Origin of the sequence: Gordonia bronchialis DSM 43247 (genome assembly GCF_000024785.1) — a bacterium.
Taxonomy (GTDB): Bacteria; Actinomycetota; Actinomycetes; order Mycobacteriales; family Mycobacteriaceae; genus Gordonia; species Gordonia bronchialis.
Window position 1 is genome coordinate 1,015,408 of the sequence record NC_013441.1, and the last position, 15,153, is coordinate 1,030,560.

Genomic DNA, 15,153 nt, shown 5'->3' on the forward strand with positions numbered 1-15,153 from the left:
GGCACACGATGGGATTACCCGAGTTCTGGTTCCTGGTCATCGCGGTCCTGTTCGTCGGCTACTTCGTGCTCGAGGGCTTCGACTTCGGCGTCGGGATGCTGATGCCCTTTCTCGGCCACAGCCATACCGGCGGTGACGACGTGGTCGCGCCCACCGACGAACTCGCCGGCCCGGACAACCGGCGTCGCGCCATCCTGAACACCATCGGACCGGTGTGGGACGGCAACGAGGTGTGGTTGATCACCGCGGGCGGAGCGATGTTCGCCGCGTTCGGCGGTTGGTACGCAACGATGTTCACCGCCTTCTACCTTCCGCTGTTCCTCATCCTGATCGGTCTCATCGTCCGCATCTGTGCCATCGAGTGGCGCGGCAAGATCGACAATCCGCGCTGGCGGATGTGGGCCGACATCGGCATCGGGCTCGGCTCCTGGATTCCGGCACTGCTCTGGGGTGTGGCCTTCGCCAACGTGATTCGCGGCATCCCGATCGACGCCGACGCGCAGTACACCGGCGGGTTCTTCAACCTGCTCAATCCGTACGCGTTGCTCGGCGGTGCCACCACGCTGCTCGCCTTTCTGACCCACGGTGCGGTGTTCCTCGCACTCAAGACCAGCGGTGTGCTGCAAGAGGATTCGATGCGCTACGCCTCGCGTCTGGCGATTCCCACGCTGGTGGTCGCCGCGGTGTTCCTGCTCTGGACGCAGTTGGCCTACGGCAACGGCTGGACCTGGATTCCGGTGCTCATCGCCGCAGTGGCCGCCGTGGCGATGGTCATCGCGACCCAATTGCGTCGCGAGGGTATCGCCTTCCTGGCCACCTCGATTGCCATCGCCGGGACCGTGGCCGCCCTGTTCGCGGTGCTGTACCCGAACGTCCTTCCGTCGTCTACCGATCCGGCCTATAACCTCACCATCGCGAACACATCGTCGAGCAGCTACACCCTGACGGTCATGACGTGGGCGGCCGTGATCGTCACACCGGTGGTGATCGGCTATCAGGCGTGGACCTACTGGGTGTTCCGCCAGCGGATCTCCGTCGACCACATCCCGGCACCCACCGGCCTGCCGTCGCTGCGGGTGCCCGGCGAGTGAATGAGTACTGATACCGCGACAGACGCCCAGGTCCGCAAGGGCCGTCCGGGACCGCCACTCGATCCGCGATTGCTGCGGTACTCGCCGACGGCGCGTGGATATGTCGCGCTGACTGCAGGTTTCGCCGTGGCAGAAGTGATCGCGGTGATCGTCGTGGCCGCGATGATCGCCTCGATCGCCTCCGAGCTGATCGTCGATCCCGGCAGGCGCACGATGGCCGCGCAGAGCACGCATCTGGTGGTACTGGCCGTCGCTCTGGTGGCCCGTGCGGCGATGACCTTCGGGCACGATCGCTATGCGCACCGCGCTGCCGCACGATCCATCGCCGAACTGCGGTCGGCGGCGCTGGCGACGGTCACCGACCCCGAGCACACCTCCCCGCGGGACCTGCTGGGCAGGCGCGAACACGCCGCCTCGGTGCTGCTCCGCGGCCTCGACGCCGTCGGGCCCTACCTGTCGGGATACCTTCCGGCGCTGATCATCTCGGTCATCGCCACGCCGGTGGTCATCGTGGTGATCGGTCTCGCCGACCTGCCGTCGGCGCTGATCGTGGTGATCACGTTGCCACTGATCCCGGTGTTCATGGTGCTCGTCGGCCTGATGACCCGCGAGAAGACCGAACGCAAGCTGGCCACCATGAGCCGGTTGACCTCGCAGCTCCTCGACCTGATCGCGGGGCTGCCGACGTTGCGGGCACTGGGTCGGGCGCAGGCGCCGGCTGCTCAGGTGGCCGAACTCGGTGCGCGACATCGGCGTAGCACGATGTCGTCGTTGCGGGTGGCCTTCCTGTCCGGCGCGGTACTCGAGCTGCTCGCCACCCTGTGTGTGGCGCTGGTCGCCGTCGGTATCGGACTGCGTCTCGTCTACGGCGAGATGAGCTTGTACGCCGGGCTTTTCGCGCTGATCCTGGCTCCGGAGGCCTACCACCCGCTGCGTCGGGTGGGGACCCAGTTCCACAACTCCACCGATGGTGTCACCGCGGCCCGCGAGGTGTTCGACCTGATTCAAGCGCCGGACCGACATCCTTCCACGGCGACGCCGATTCGTACGACAGGCGTTGCCGGACAACCGATCAGACTGCTCGACGTGGGGGTGCACGGCCGCGACGGCTGGGCTCCGTATCACCTGGATGCGACGGTGCCCGCCGGGGCGGTCACCGTTTTCACCGGGCCCAACGGGTCGGGTAAGTCCACTGCGCTGGCTGCGATCATGGGACTGCTCGCGCCTGATGACGGGTCGGTGCTCATCGGATCGGTACCGGTCGTCGAACTCGAGCCGGACGCGTTTCACGAGCAGATCGCCTGGCTGCCCCAGCAGCCGGTGATCGTGCCGGGAACCGTCGCCGACAATCTGGAGCTCTTCGGCGCACTCAACCGGGTCGGCCTCGCAAGGGCAGCGGCGGCAACGGGATTCGACGAGGTGCTGGCCGCTCTGCCGGACGGGTTGGACACCACCCTCGGTGCCGGTGGCGTCGGACTGTCGGCGGGCCAGCGGCAGCGACTGGCCCTGACCCGGGTGCTGGCGTCGCCGTCGCCGCTGCTGTTGCTCGACGAACCGACCGCCCATCTCGACGCCGCGTCGGAGGTGGCGGTGTTGACCGGTCTGCGTGATCGGGCGCGCGCCGGCGACACCGTGCTCATCGTCGCCCACCGTGACATCGCCCGCGAGTTCGCCGATCATCTCGTCGATGTCGGGGGAGGTGAACGGTGTCCGGTGATCCGCTGATCCGTGCGCTCGGCTTCCTCGGTCTGCGGGGTCGGCCAGTGTTGCGGTCTCTGTTGCTCGGGGTCGGCGGCGCGTTGTCGGCGCTCGGCCTGGCCGCGCTGTCGGCGTGGCTGATCACCCGCGCATGGCAGATGCCGCCGGTGCTGTACCTGTCGGTGGCCATCACCGCCGTTCGCGCACTGGGCATCTCGCGGGGGCTGTTCCGCTATCTGGAGCGGCTCGCCACCCATGACCTCGCGCTCGGCGCGATGGCCTCGGCACGGACGCGCGTGTACGTGGCACTGGCGTCCGGGTCGCCGGCGTACTCGGTGACGCTGCGACGCGGTGATCTGCTGACCCGCACCGGCGACGACATCGACGAGATCGGCAACGCCCTCATCCGCGGTCTCATCCCGATCGGGGTGGGTCTGACGACCTCGGTCGCGGCGGTGATCATCATGGCGCTGGTGTCGCCGTGGGCAGCGCTCGTCCTTGCGGTGGCGTTGCTCGTGAGCGGGGTCCTCGCGCCGTGGCTGGCCGCCCGGGGCTCGGCCCGCTCCATCGCCGACGCCGCAGCGGCCACCACCCGGTCGGCCGAGGCGACCACCACCGCCCTCTGGCACGCCTCGGAACTCGTGGTGGCGCGTCGACGCGACGCAGTGCTGGCGGCGGCGTCGACGGCCGATCGGGAGGCGGTGGCCGCGGCGGACCGCGGAGTCAGATGGCAGGCGGCGGCAGCTGCGGCCACCCCGCTCTCGCTGGGGGCCTCGGTGCTGGCGGCCTGCGTGATCGGCATCCACCTGGCCGGCCAGGTACCCGGCTCCCTGGCCGAGGTGTCGTCGGGGCACGGATTGACGCCGATGATCCTGGGCGTGCTCATCCTGCTGCCACTGTCGGCCTTTGAATCGACCGCTCCGCTCACCGAAGCCGGTGTGCAGTTGGAGACATCCCGACAGTCGGCGGCCCGGGTGATGGCGCTGGTCGACGGCGCGAAGGCGACGGGGGCGTCGGATGCGGATGTGCCGGTCCATGATGGCCCGGTGACCCTGCACGCCGATCAGATGCGCTGGGGCTGGCCGGATTCCGGCCTCCTGGGCCCCGACGACGGACTCGACCGCACGCTTGTGCCGGGCTCGCGACTGGCTGTCGTGGGTCCGAGTGGTTCGGGAAAATCCACGCTGCTGTTGACTCTCGCCGGGCTGCTCGAACCACGCTCCGGGGCCCTCCGTGGTGCCGGCGCGGGTGGTGAATATGTCGATCTGCGCTCGGCCGCATGCTATTTCGCTGAAGAGGCGCACATCTTCTCGACGTCGCTGCGGGAGAACCTGCGCGTCGCGCGCGGTGATGTCGCCGACGACGAGATCGTCGGAGCGCTGGACCGGGTGGGACTCTCGGCGTGGGTGAGCGGGTTACCCGACGGCCTCGACACCGTGCTGACCGGTGGCGCCGACGCCATCAGCGGTGGGCAGCGACGCCGCCTGCTGCTGGCCCGCGCCCTGATCCACCGCGCACCGGTGGTGCTGCTCGACGAACCCACCGAGCATCTCGATGTCGCCGACGCGGAGAGGTTGTTGCGATCGATCCTCGACCCGGTCGACGGCATGTTCGGACCGGAGCGGACGGTTGTCGTCGTCACCCATCAGCTTCCCGCCGAAAGCGACTCCGACGTCGTTGATTTGACGTCGAGTGTCGTCTGAGTTCCGCCGATTTTTCGGCGGGTTGAGCGATTCTGCCGTTCTCACCGTGTTTCGACACGCGACGGTCTCGCTGCGCTCGACCGTCGCCGCTCAACCATCGCTCAACCAGCAGATGGCGGCGCGGACGATCGGGCAGGGGAGAAGACAAGTTCGGGGTCGGACACCCCGCGATGTCCGACCCCGAACCTCCTGTGAGAGAGGCTTATTGCTGCGGTTCGTAACCCATCGGCAGCATCGTCGACTTGTGCTCGAGGAAGGACTCGAGTCCTTCGCGACCGTTCTCGCGGCCGATGCCGGAGTTCTTGTAGCCGCCGAACGGTGACTCGGGATCGATTGCGTACCAGTTGATCCCGAAGGTTCCCGTCCGAATCTTGGTGGAGATCTCGATGCCGCGTTCGACGTCGGAGGTCCACACCGTCCCGGCGAGGCCGTAGCTGGAGTCGTTGGCGATGGCGATGGCCTCGTCGACGTCGTCGTAGGCGATCACCGAGAGCACCGGGCCGAAGATCTCCTCCTGTGCGATGGTCATGTCGTTGGTGACGCCGGTGAAGATCGTCGGGGTCAGGAAGTAGCCGGAATCCAGTCCGTCGGGCCGTTCGCCGTCGAGAACCGCTGTGGCACCGGCCTTCTTGCCGGACTCGATGTAACCTTCGACGCGCTGACGCTGCTTCTCGGTGATGAGCGGGCCGAGCTGGGCTTCCGGATTCGACGGCAACCCCACCTTCATGGTCTTCGCCGCCTCGATCATGGCTCCGACGATCTCGTCCTGGCGACTGCGCGGCACCAGCACCCGGGTTTGTGCGACGCAGGCCTGGCCGGTGTTGAACAGGCCGAGGAAGGTGAGCATGAAGGCGTTGGCCGCGATGTCGACGTCGTCGAGCACGATGGCCGCAGACTTGCCGCCGAGTTCCAGTGAGCAGCGCTTGAGGGATTCGGCGCAGGCCGCCCCGATGGCCTTACCTGCCGCGGTCGACCCGGTGAAGGTGATCTTGTCGACCTCGGGATGGGCGACGAGCGCCTGGCCGGTCTCGGTTCCGCCGGGCACCACCGAGATGACACCCTCGGGGACGCCGGCCTCGATGAACAGTTGCGCGATGTAGTTGCCGGTCAGCGGGGTCTCCGGAGCGGGCTTGAGCACCACCGAACAGCCCGCGGCGAGCGCCGCGCCGAGCTTGTTGCAGGTGATGAACAGCGGCACGTTCCATGCACAGATGGCGCCGACGACGCCGACCGCCTCGCGGGTGATGCGGGTGGTGCCGAACAGGCCGGTCCGGTATTCCTCCCAGGCGTAGTCGCGGGCGGCGTTGGCGTAGGCGCGCAGCACGCCGGTGCCGGGCAGCTGCTGCAGCGTGCTCACCGCACTCGGCGGGGCGCCCATCTCGGCCGACACCAGTGCGGTGACCTCGTCGGAGCGTTCGTCGATCAGATCGGCGACCCTGGCGACGATGTCGGCGCGTTGCGCTGGGGGAACCGAAGTCCAGACCCCGGCGTCGAAGGCGGCCCGTGCGGTCGCCACGGCGGTGTCGACGTCGGTGGCGTCGGCGTGCGGCACCGATCCGACGCGCTCGCCGGTGGCGGGGGAGAAAACCTCGAGGGTCTCGGTCGAGTGCGGGTCGGTCCAGGTGCCACCGATGAGCAGTTTCGGCTGGTCGCCACCCCCGGCGACGGATGCGGCGCGGGACTCGACGGTTTCGGTCATGAGTGAGTGCTCCTGGATCGTGATGGACGGCCAGCGGTGTGAACCACCGCACATCCCGATACTAGAACACGTTCTAACTTTGCGGCCAGGGGTGCGGCCAAACCCGTGTCAGGCGCCGAACTGCATCCGCGCGGCGAAACCCTCGGCGGCCTCGGTCAATGCGTCGAGCGCGGCGTCGGCGTCGGCGGCCTCGAGCAGTCGTTGCCGATCCAGTGGCCCGGCGGGCAGGCTCGCCACCCACCGATACAGCGTGCGCACCGGGTCGGCGTCGACGGACGAGTCGTCGAAGATCGCCTGCAACTCCGCAGGGTCCACGTCGCGTGCGCGGGCGAAATCGCCGACGAGCTCGCGGATGCGTGCGCCCTGATCACGCAGCCGGGTGTGGGCGGCGTCGGTGAACTCGAGGTCGGCGAGGGTCTGCACGCGGGCGCGCGGATACGGGTCGTCGGGCAGCCACTCGACGACGCGGAACCGCGCGGTGCCCGAGCAGACGACGGTCGCGCGCCCGTCGGGCAGCCGGTCGACGGCGTCGATGGCGGCGAAGGTTCCCACGTCGTGGCGCACGTCGCCGCCGCCGACCTCCGAGCCACGCGCGATCAGCACCACCCCGAAGCGGGCGTCGGCGTCGGGGCCGTCGAGACAGTCGCCGAGCATCGCGCGGTACCGCGGCTCGAAGATGCGCAGCGGCAACGGTTCGCCCGGCAGCAGCGCGGTGCCGAGCGGGAACATCGGCGCGATCGACGCCGCGCCGTCGTCGGTGTCAGACAGGGTGGGTCAGGAGCTCGGTTTGGCGTCGAGGACGACCTCGAACTCGAGGAGGTCGGCACCCGAGGCGACCGGCTTGGCGCGCTCGCCTGAGTGCGCCTCGCGGGCCGGACCGGACGCCCAGGCCTGGAAATCCTCTTCCGATTCCCATTGCGTGACAACGAAGTAGCGGTCGTCGCCCTTGACCGGGCGCAGCAGCTGGAACCCCAGGAAGCCCTGGGAACCGTCCACCGCGTGCGCACGATTGGCGAAGCGTTTCTCCAACTCGGGGCCCGCGCCGTCGGGGACCGAGATCGCGTTGATCTTCACAACAGTCATGACCACCACCTTACTGTCGTGCGGCGCGTGCAATAGGGTTCTGCCCGTGACAATTCGCCCGACGCCGGAGTTCGCCGACGTCGGGCTGCGCGATCACGGCGGACCGGTGCTCGCCGAGGACGCTGCCGGGTCCGTCGTCGGATTCGGTCTGGGTGGATCCGGTTTGGGGCCGATCGTGTTGTTGCACGGCCTCATGGGGCGCGGGCGCACGTGGCGCCGTCAGATCCCGTGGCTGCGGTCCTACGGGCGGGTCTTCACCTTCGACGCCGCGTTCCACACCGGCGCAGACGTCGAGATGCCCGACGACCCCGCCGAACTCGCCACCGAACGCTTTGTTGCCGACCTCGCCGAACTGCTCACCTGGATCGACCTCGGTCCCGCCGTCCTCATTGGCCACTCGATGGGTGCGCTGCACGCCTGGTGCACCGCGGCGGCCTACCCGGAACTGGTGTCGGCGCTGGTCATCGAGGACATGGCACCCGACTTCCGGGGACGCACGACCACCAACTGGACGCCGTGGTTCGAGGCGTGGCCCGATCGGTTCGACTCAATGGCACACGCGTGCCAGATGTTCGGGCCGGTGGCCGGCCGATACTTCTACGAGGCCTTCGACGACGGACGGTTGCACGGCCGACTGCCCATCTGGACGGCCATCGCCGACGAATGGGGGACGCGCGACTTCTGGTCGGAATGGTCGGCGGTGTCGGTGCCGGCGCTGCTGATCGAGGCCGAGCACACCGTCACCCCGCCCGGTCAGATGCGCCGGATGTGCGCGGTCAACGAGCGGGCGAGCTACTTGCGGGTGCCCGGCGCCGGACACCTCGTCCACGACGACGAGCCCGACGTGTACCGCGGTGCGGTGGAGGCATTCCTGTCCGGGCCCGACGTCGGGCGCACCTGACGACGCAACGTTGATCGGGCGCCCGAAACCGTTGATCGTGCGTCCGATTTCATCGACCGGGCGCCGAAAACCGCTGACCGTGCATCACACGTTTCCGGCGATGCACGATGAACGGGTCTGCCCGCACGATGAACAGGTTCGCCTGCACGATCAGCAAATTCGGGCGCCCGGTCAACGAAGCGGCCGGCCCGTCGGTTCGACGGGCCGGCCCGGTGACGGACTGGGATCAGATGGCGGGTATCAGGCGGGATCGGGCGGGGCGATCGCCGCACCGTTGAGGCGGCGCCAGCAGTGCACGTAGAACAGCTGCGCGAGCGGGGCGGCGACGATGAGACCGATGTAGCAGATGATCGCGCCGACGAGAACGATCGCGTAGGTGACGAGCAGCGTGATCAGTGAGTCTCCGACCTTGGCTTTGGCGAGCTCGAACGAGGCCTTCATCGCCTCGATCGGCGAGAGCGCCTTGTCGATCGTGGCGACTACCGAGAACTGCAGGAAGAAGATGGCGATGAGGCCTGGGATGATGCAGAGCACACTGCCGATCGCCACGATGATGCCCACCAGGATGGCGGTTCCGATCACCGGGCCGAATCGGATCGGGACCAGGAATGAGGCGGCGCTGATCGGTTCACCGTTGGCGACTCGGATCGCTCCCGAGATGATGCTCGCCTGCAGGTAGAGCAGCCCGATGTAGAACAGCAGCTGCACCAGGATCAACAGGATGGTTCCGCCGGCGCCGAGCGTCGTGGACTGGACGTCCGTTGCATACTCGCCGGAGCCGATGGTGGTCGTCTCGGTGGTACCGAAGATCGATGTCGCGAAGATCGCGATGAGCAGAACCACGAGTGCAAGAGCGAACACCGCAAGGCCCGGCAGAATCATCACGCCGACGTTGTTCTTGAACTTGCCCCAGGCCCAACCGAACGCTTCGCCGACGTCGACCTTGGTGGGATCTGCGCCATAGCCGGGCGGCACCGCTCCGGCGGGCGGCACCTGTCCGTACTGCGGACCGGGCGGGGGAGGGGGAGGCGCCTGCCCGTACTGCGGTGCGGGCGGCGGTGTCTGGCCGTATTGCGGGGGAGGGGTCTGCCCATATTGGGGCGTCTGCCCGTACTGGGGTGGTGGGGTCTGGCCGGGCTGCTGCCCGCCGACGGGATCGTTGGGGTCAGGCGGGTACGGCGGCTGTGTCATGGACCGGGACATTAGCAACATTTGTGCCCCGAGGGCACCCATTGCTGCGGGGCGTCGACGATCCAAATGGCATGGCATGGCGTGCCATAACCCTCGTGCCGGGGCTCCCGTCGAATGTCAGCGGTCCGGCGACTCACCCGCCAGGCAGTAGCGGCCGTCGTCGGTGATCTCGACCAGGCCGTCGACGAGGAGTGAGTCCAGGGCGCGGTCGCGTTGCGCGGTGTCGGTCGTCCACGCCAGATCCAGCCGACCGCGGTTCACCGGGGCGTCGGTGCCGCGCAGGACGTCGAGCAGCAGTCCACGGACCTGACGGTCGGTGCCGGCGAATTTCTGCACCTTACGCGGCGGGCCGGAATGCGGCGGCCGGCCCAGACGGACCCAGGTGCAATCCGGCACCGGGCAGTCGCCGCATCGCGGATTGCGAGCGGTGCAGACGAGCGCGCCGAGCTCCATCAGGGCGGCCGAATACCGCGGTGCCGTCGGGGCGTACCCGCCCGAACTGGCCCGCGGAAGCAGCGCCTGCGCGTCGGCGAGGTCGGCGCGGCCGGGATTGCCGGGTTGTTCGCGGCCGTGGACGGCGCGGGCGATGACCCGACGAACGTTGGTGTCGACCACCGGAACGGCCTGGCCGTAAGCGAAACAGGCCACCGCGCGTGCCGTGTAATCGCCGATCCCCGGCAGGCTCAGCATTGTCTCCACATCGGCGGGGACGCGGTCATCGTGTTCGCGCGCAAGGACTTTCGCGCATTCGTGAAGCCGGAGTGCGCGTCGCGGATAGCCGAGTTTTCCCCACGCGCGCAGCACCTCACCGGCGGGGGTATCGGCCATGGCCGACGGCACCGGCCAGCGTCGGACCCACTCCCGCCAGGGGTCGATCACCCGGGACACCGGCGTCTGCTGCAGCATGATCTCGCTGATCAGGATGTGCCACGCGGAGCAGGCGGGGTCACGCCACGGCAGATCGCGTTCGTGGACGTCGAACCAGCCGAGTATTGCGCGGGGTGGCAGACTAGACCGCATGGCGGCAGTGACACCCAGACAGGCATGGCGCATCCTGCGCGAGGGCAATGACCGGTTCGTGGCGGGTGAGTCTCAACATCCCAGTCAGGGTATCGAGGACCGTGAGCGTCTGGTGTCCGGCCAGCATCCGCACGTCGTGCTGTTCGGCTGTGCCGACTCGCGCCTGGCCGCCGAGATCATCTTCGATCAGGGACTCGGCGACATGTTCGTGGTGCGGACCGCCGGTCATGTGATGGATTCCGCGGTCCTCGGCTCGCTCGAGTACGCGGCCGAGATCCTCGAGGTCCCGCTGATCGTGATCCTCGGTCACGACAGCTGCGGCGCGGTCAAGGCCACCCTCGACGCACTCGACGACCTGCAGATCCCCGGCGGCTACATCCGCGACGTCGTCGAGCGGGTCACACCCAGCATCCTCGCCGGACGTAGCGAGGGACTGACCCGCGTCGACGAATTCGAAGCTCGGCACGTGGTCGAGACGGGGCAACTGCTCATGCAGCGTTCGCGGATCGTCGCCGACCGCGTCGCGACCGGCAAACTCGCCATCGTCGGACTCACGTATGCACTCAACGAGGGCCGTGTGCAGCTTCGAGGTGCCTACGGCGACATCGGTGAGGGTACGACGCCGCTGCGGCGCGTCGAATCGGCCTGAGTCGGGTCCCCACCGGACCCCGAATTCCGGTATCCCTGAAGCCGAACTCTAGACTTTGCTCCTTCCGGGGCGATTTCGGTGTGCGACACGCCGGGGCGTGATCAGCCGAAACGTCCGAATCGGCCGTTAGCGTTGGTTTCGTGATCGAACCCCAGGGCCCACTGCCACCAGAGATCTACTGGCGGCGGCGCATCGTCGCCGCGGCCGGTGGCCTGGTGGTCGTCGCGGTCGTGGTCGGTCTGATCGTGTGGATGACCTCGGGTAACGGCGATCCGCAGAACACCGCCAACAACGCACCGCTGAGTTCCACCACCACTCCCGCCGCACCGAGCGTCGCGCCGTCGGAGTCACAGCCGCCCGGCGACGGCGGGACCGGTGGCAATGGTGGAAACGGTGGAAACGGAACGGGCGGAACCGATTCGACGGCCCCGTCCGGCTCCACCGCCCCGACGACACCGGGACAGACCACCCCCGGCCAGACAAGCAACGTGCCCGCCGGTCCCGCGCCGGCCGGTGGTCTGTGCCCTGATGAGGCCATCTCCGTGGTCCTGCTGCTGGACAAGCCGACCTACACCGTGGGGCAACGACCGGTGTTCACGCTGGTGATCACCAACGCCGGGGTCAGCGCCTGCACCCGCGACGTGGGCAAGGCGTCGCAGAACGTCATCGTCCGCACCCTCGACGGGACCCGGACCCTGTGGAGTGCCCGGGACTGCTCGCCGTTGCAGACCGTCAACAACCAGCTCCTGCAACCGGGCCAGCAGGTCCGCGACACCATCACCTGGTCGGGCACCACCAGCAACCCCGGATGCAACCAGCCGCGTCGGCAGATCCCGGTGGGTGCCTACAAGGCGGTCGGCAAGATCGGTGAACGCGAGTCGTTCCCGCAGACATTCAACGTCGTCGCACCGGCTCAAGAGCCGTAGGATTTCTCGCCCGGGATGCGGGCTACTCGTAACGTTCGATGCTGGTCTCGGCCAGCCGGGACAGTCCCTCGCGGATGTGCCGCGCCCAGATGCTGCCGATCCCCTCGACGGCCTGCAGGTCGGCCGCACTCGATGCCAGGAGTGTCTGCAGGGTCCCGAAGCTGCGCACCAGACGGTCGATGTGGGCGAACTGCAGCCGCGAGATGCGCGCCAGCAGCCGGTAGCCGCGCGGACTCATGGCGGTGTCCTGGGCGTCGATGGTCGTCGGGTAGCCGAAGGCGCCGGCCAGCAGGGTGAGGTCGAGCAGATCGACGTCGCTGAGGTTCTCGACGATCTCGAGGGCCTGGCGCACTTCCTCGGTGGTCGCCGGTTCCGGGCTGGCGTAGTAGTCGCGGACCAGCAGTTCACGCATGGTGTCGTTGTCGGAGATCAGCTCCTCGAGTTGCAGGCTGACCTGCCGCCCGTTGACGCCGAGCTCCAGGACGTACTCCTCGATCTCCACCGACACCCGCCGGACCATCTCCATGCGCTGGGCCGTTGACATGCCGTCGCGCAGCAGCACGTAGTCCTCGATCTCCGCGCGCGACAGCGCCGAGATAACCTCGTCGAGGCGCATCTTGTAGCGCTCGAGGGTGGCCAGTGCGACGTTGGCGCGCGACAGGATGGGGTCGGGGCTCTCCACCACGCGACGCGCCCCGTCGACATAGACGCTGACGATCGACATCGACGCGCTCACCGAGATCACCGGATGCCCGGTCTGGATGGCGGTGCGCTCGGCCGAGCGGTGGCGGGTGCCCGACTCCTCGGTCGGGATCGACGGGTCGGGCACCAACTGCACGTTGGCGCGCACGATGCGTTTGCCGTCGGTCGAGAGCACCACCGCGCCGTCCATCTTGGCCAGCTCACGCAGCCGGGTGGGCGCGAACTCGACGTCGAGGTGGAACCCGCCGTCGCAGATCTTCTCCACGTCGGAATCGTGGCCGAGCACGATCAGCGCGCCGGTCCCGCCGCGCAGGATGCGCTCGAGCCCGTCGCGCAGGCCCGTGCCGGGTGCCACCCGCGCGAGGGTCTCGCGGGTCAACTCCGTCGCCGCGTCGGCCATCGGGGTCCTCTCCTCGTCCTAGTGGTCCGTCTGACTAGGGTAACTGGACGTGAGGACCACGTTTTCCATCCCCGACGGCCTTGACCCGGTGCAGCGTCACCCGAAGGCGGTCCGGCCCGGTGAGGTGATCGGCCGGCACAACCCCGCCTGCTTCGGTTGCGGACCCGACTCACCCCGCGGTCTGCACCTCGAGGTGATCGCGGGCGACGGGTTCACCGCGCGGACCACACTGGTCACCCAGCCGTGGATGGAAGGCGGCCCGGGTGTGGTGCACGGTGGTCTGGTGTCCGCGGGGATGGACGAGGTGATGGTGAAGTTGCCGCTGCTCATCGACCCCGCGGCCGTCACCGCGCATCTCGAGGTGGACTTCCGTAAACCGGTGCCGGTGGGTCCAGACATCATCTTCGAGGGCCGGGTGCTCGGTCGGCAGCGCCGCAAGATCTACGCCGAGGCGATCGCGCACCTCGGCGAACCCGACGACCCACTGGCCACCGGGGTCGCGATGTTCATCAGCATTGACGCCCGCGCCCACTTCGCCGACCATGTGGGGGCCAGCCAGATGCCCGACGAGTACAAACAGCGAATGTCGCGACCCTGAGGGTGGTACGCAAAGATGTTGTCGCGCAGTGGACTTCGAGGATCTGGACCTGCGCCTCGAGTGCCTCGGGCAGCGTCGGGGTGGCGTCGTCGCGGAGTGTCGGCGTCAGAACGGCGCGTCGGTGACCGCAGTCACCCCGGCTGCGGTCACCGCAGCCAACAGATCGCCCACGCGCGTGATCCGCATGCCCTTGGGTAGCTTCTCGTCGGTGCCGCCGGGGATGATGGCGTGCCGGAAGCCGAGCCGCTGGGCCTCGGCGATCCGACGGGACACCGCCGACACCCGACGGACCTCGCCGGCGAGGCCGACCTCGCCGATGGCGATCGTGGTGGCGGGCACCGGACGTTTGGTCATCGCCGAGTGCACGGCGAGCGCGATGGCGAGATCGGCGGCCGGCTCGGTCACCCGCATCCCACCGACGGTGGCGACGTAGATCTCGTTCTTGGCGATCTGCTCGAGGCCCATTCGGCTCTGCAGGACGGCGAGCACCATGGCCACTCGTGCCGAGTCCATCCCGGATACCGCGCGACGCGGAGTGGCCATCTGCGAACCGTTGGCCAGCGACTGCACCTCGCCGACGAGTGGCCGCTTGCCGTCCATGGTGACCATCGTCGCCGTGCCGCTGACATCGGAATCCCGTTGGTGCAGAAAGATTCCCGACGGATCGGTGACCTGATGGATGCCGTCGTCGCGCTGCTCGAAGCAGCCGACCTCATCGGCGGGACCGAACCGGTTCTTGATGCCGCGCACCATGCGCAGGGTCGAATGCCGGTCGCCCTCGAACGAGAGGACGACGTCGACGAGATGCTCGAGGGAGCGCGGTCCGGCGACCGCGCCGTCCTTGGTGACGTGTCCGACGAGGATGACGGCGATGCCGCGGTTCTTGGCCAGCGACACCAAGGCCGTGGTGACGGCGCGGATCTGGGTCACACCGCCGGTCACGCCGTCGGCGCCGGTGGCCACCACGGTTTGCACCGAGTCGACGATCATCAGCGACGGGCGCACCGCATCAACCTGGCCGAGGATGGTCGCGAGATCGGATTCGGCTGCCAGATAGACATTCTCGTGGACGGCGCCGGTGCGTTCGGCACGCATCCGCACCTGGCCGGCCGATTCCTCGCCGGTGATGTAGAGCGCGGTACGGCCCAGGCCCGCCCAGTGCTTCACGGTCTCGAGCAGGAGCGTCGACTTGCCGACCCCGGGTTCGCCGGCGAGCAGGATGACCGATCCGGGGACCACGCCGCGCCCGAGGACGCGGTCGAACTCGCCGATGCCGGTGGGCACCGCGGCCGACGATGCGGCATCGATCTCGGTGATCCGGCGGGCCGGACTCGACGGTGCGACGGCAGCGGTCGCCGACGTGCCGGCCGCGAAAAGCGTGGTCACCTCGTCGACCGAACCCCATTCACCGCAATCAGGGCATCGCCCAACCCATTTGGCGACCTGACGGCCGCAGGCAGTGCAGCGGAAGGTCGATTTCGGTTTGGCCACG

General features: G+C 68.4%; 14 protein-coding genes. 7 read left to right on the forward strand and 7 right to left on the reverse strand.

Annotation, left to right across the window (positions count from 1 at the left end; translation table 11 throughout):
* The first annotated feature begins 8 nt into the window (after positions 1 to 8).
* Genes cydB through cydC form a run of 3 tightly spaced genes read left to right on the forward strand, consistent with a single transcriptional unit; the run spans position 9 to position 4,492 of the window.
* On the forward strand, positions 9 to 1,091 hold the full coding sequence (cydB, locus tag GBRO_RS04710; protein WP_012832846.1) for a cytochrome d ubiquinol oxidase subunit II: 1,083 nt from the start codon (positions 9 to 11) through the stop codon (positions 1,089 to 1,091).
* On the forward strand, positions 1,092 to 2,816 hold the full coding sequence (gene cydD / locus GBRO_RS04715; protein ID WP_012832847.1) for a thiol reductant ABC exporter subunit CydD: 1,725 nt from the start codon (positions 1,092 to 1,094) through the stop codon (positions 2,814 to 2,816).
* Entirely contained in the window at positions 2,798 to 4,492 is a 1,695-nt protein-coding gene (gene cydC / locus GBRO_RS04720) for a thiol reductant ABC exporter subunit CydC (protein WP_012832848.1), read from the forward strand. Before cydD ends, cydC begins: the two co-directional genes overlap by 19 nt.
* Positions 4,493 to 4,694: 202 nt before the next feature.
* Here the strand turns inward: cydC and GBRO_RS04725 are convergent, their stop codons facing one another.
* The 3 genes from GBRO_RS04725 to GBRO_RS04735 form a co-directional block, all read right to left on the reverse strand.
* Positions 4,695 to 6,191, reverse strand: a complete 1,497-nt coding sequence (locus GBRO_RS04725) for an aldehyde dehydrogenase (protein WP_012832849.1) — start codon at positions 6,189 to 6,191, stop codon at positions 4,695 to 4,697.
* Positions 6,192 to 6,299: 108 nt separating this feature from the next.
* Positions 6,300 to 6,920 carry an LON peptidase substrate-binding domain-containing protein gene (locus GBRO_RS04730; RefSeq protein WP_012832850.1) on the reverse strand — a complete coding sequence of 207 codons (621 nt, stop codon included), beginning with the start codon at positions 6,918 to 6,920 and terminating at the stop codon, positions 6,300 to 6,302.
* Between the two features lie 45 nt (positions 6,921 to 6,965).
* Entirely contained in the window at positions 6,966 to 7,274 is a 309-nt protein-coding gene (locus GBRO_RS04735; protein ID WP_012832851.1) for an antibiotic biosynthesis monooxygenase family protein, read from the reverse strand.
* Between the two features lie 46 nt (positions 7,275 to 7,320).
* On the opposite strand from GBRO_RS04735, the gene GBRO_RS04740 reads away from it, so the two are divergent.
* A complete protein-coding gene (locus tag GBRO_RS04740) occupies positions 7,321 to 8,175 on the forward strand; it encodes an alpha/beta fold hydrolase (RefSeq protein WP_012832852.1) in 855 nt (284 codons plus the stop codon).
* Positions 8,176 to 8,415: 240 nt separating this feature from the next.
* Here GBRO_RS04740 and GBRO_RS04745 read toward each other — a convergent pair whose 3' ends face one another.
* Both GBRO_RS04745 and GBRO_RS04750 read right to left on the reverse strand, forming a co-directional pair.
* Positions 8,416 to 9,366, reverse strand: a complete 951-nt coding sequence (locus GBRO_RS04745) for an integral membrane protein (protein ID WP_041919729.1) — start codon at positions 9,364 to 9,366, stop codon at positions 8,416 to 8,418.
* Between the two features lie 117 nt (positions 9,367 to 9,483).
* Positions 9,484 to 10,386: an HhH-GPD family protein gene (locus GBRO_RS04750; RefSeq protein ID WP_012832854.1), complete on the reverse strand. Its 903-nt coding sequence runs from the start codon at positions 10,384 to 10,386 to the stop codon at positions 9,484 to 9,486.
* On the opposite strand from GBRO_RS04750, the gene GBRO_RS04755 reads away from it, so the two are divergent.
* On the forward strand, positions 10,385 to 11,035 hold the full coding sequence (locus tag GBRO_RS04755; RefSeq protein WP_012832855.1) for a carbonic anhydrase: 651 nt from the start codon (positions 10,385 to 10,387) through the stop codon (positions 11,033 to 11,035). The two genes, GBRO_RS04750 and GBRO_RS04755, sit on opposite strands and share 2 nt — an antisense overlap.
* Positions 11,036 to 11,175: 140 nt before the next feature.
* The gene (locus GBRO_RS04760) at positions 11,176 to 11,961 is read left to right on the forward strand and encodes a hypothetical protein (RefSeq protein ID WP_012832856.1); all 786 of its coding nucleotides are present in this window, start codon (positions 11,176 to 11,178) and stop codon (positions 11,959 to 11,961) included.
* A gap of 22 nt (positions 11,962 to 11,983) precedes the next feature.
* Here GBRO_RS04760 and disA read toward each other — a convergent pair whose 3' ends face one another.
* Positions 11,984 to 13,063 carry a DNA integrity scanning diadenylate cyclase DisA gene (gene disA / locus GBRO_RS04765; RefSeq protein WP_012832857.1) on the reverse strand — a complete coding sequence of 360 codons (1,080 nt, stop codon included), beginning with the start codon at positions 13,061 to 13,063 and terminating at the stop codon, positions 11,984 to 11,986.
* A gap of 49 nt (positions 13,064 to 13,112) precedes the next feature.
* On the opposite strand from disA, the gene GBRO_RS04770 reads away from it, so the two are divergent.
* Positions 13,113 to 13,661, forward strand: coding sequence for a PaaI family thioesterase (locus GBRO_RS04770; protein WP_012832858.1), 549 nt, complete (start codon positions 13,113 to 13,115; stop codon positions 13,659 to 13,661).
* Positions 13,662 to 13,766: 105 nt separating this feature from the next.
* On the opposite strand, the gene radA is transcribed toward GBRO_RS04770, so the two are convergent.
* A complete protein-coding gene (gene radA, locus GBRO_RS04775; protein WP_012832859.1) occupies positions 13,767 to 15,152 on the reverse strand; it encodes a DNA repair protein RadA in 1,386 nt (461 codons plus the stop codon).
* Between the last annotated feature and the right edge of the window lies 1 nt (position 15,153).

What these genes read in the sequence shown, in the direction of transcription:
- cydB (WP_012832846.1), top strand. Translation starts at nt 9, where the DNA reads ATGGGATTACCCGAGTTCTGGTTCCTGGTCATCGCGGTCCTGTTCGTC.
- cydD (WP_012832847.1), top strand. Translation starts at nt 1,092, where the DNA reads ATGAGTACTGATACCGCGACAGACGCCCAGGTCCGCAAGGGCCGTCCG.
- GBRO_RS04725 (WP_012832849.1), bottom strand. Translation starts at nt 6,191, where the DNA reads ATGACCGAAACCGTCGAGTCCCGCGCCGCATCCGTCGCCGGGGGTGGC.
- GBRO_RS04730 (WP_012832850.1), bottom strand. Translation starts at nt 6,920, where the DNA reads ATGTTCCCGCTCGGCACCGCGCTGCTGCCGGGCGAACCGTTGCCGCTG.
- GBRO_RS04735 (WP_012832851.1), bottom strand. Translation starts at nt 7,274, where the DNA reads ATGACTGTTGTGAAGATCAACGCGATCTCGGTCCCCGACGGCGCGGGC.
- GBRO_RS04745 (WP_041919729.1), bottom strand. Translation starts at nt 9,366, where the DNA reads ATGACACAGCCGCCGTACCCGCCTGACCCCAACGATCCCGTCGGCGGG.
- GBRO_RS04755 (WP_012832855.1), top strand. Translation starts at nt 10,385, where the DNA reads ATGGCGGCAGTGACACCCAGACAGGCATGGCGCATCCTGCGCGAGGGC.
- GBRO_RS04750 (WP_012832854.1), bottom strand. Translation starts at nt 10,386, where the DNA reads ATGCGGTCTAGTCTGCCACCCCGCGCAATACTCGGCTGGTTCGACGTC.
- disA (WP_012832857.1), bottom strand. Translation starts at nt 13,063, where the DNA reads ATGGCCGACGCGGCGACGGAGTTGACCCGCGAGACCCTCGCGCGGGTG.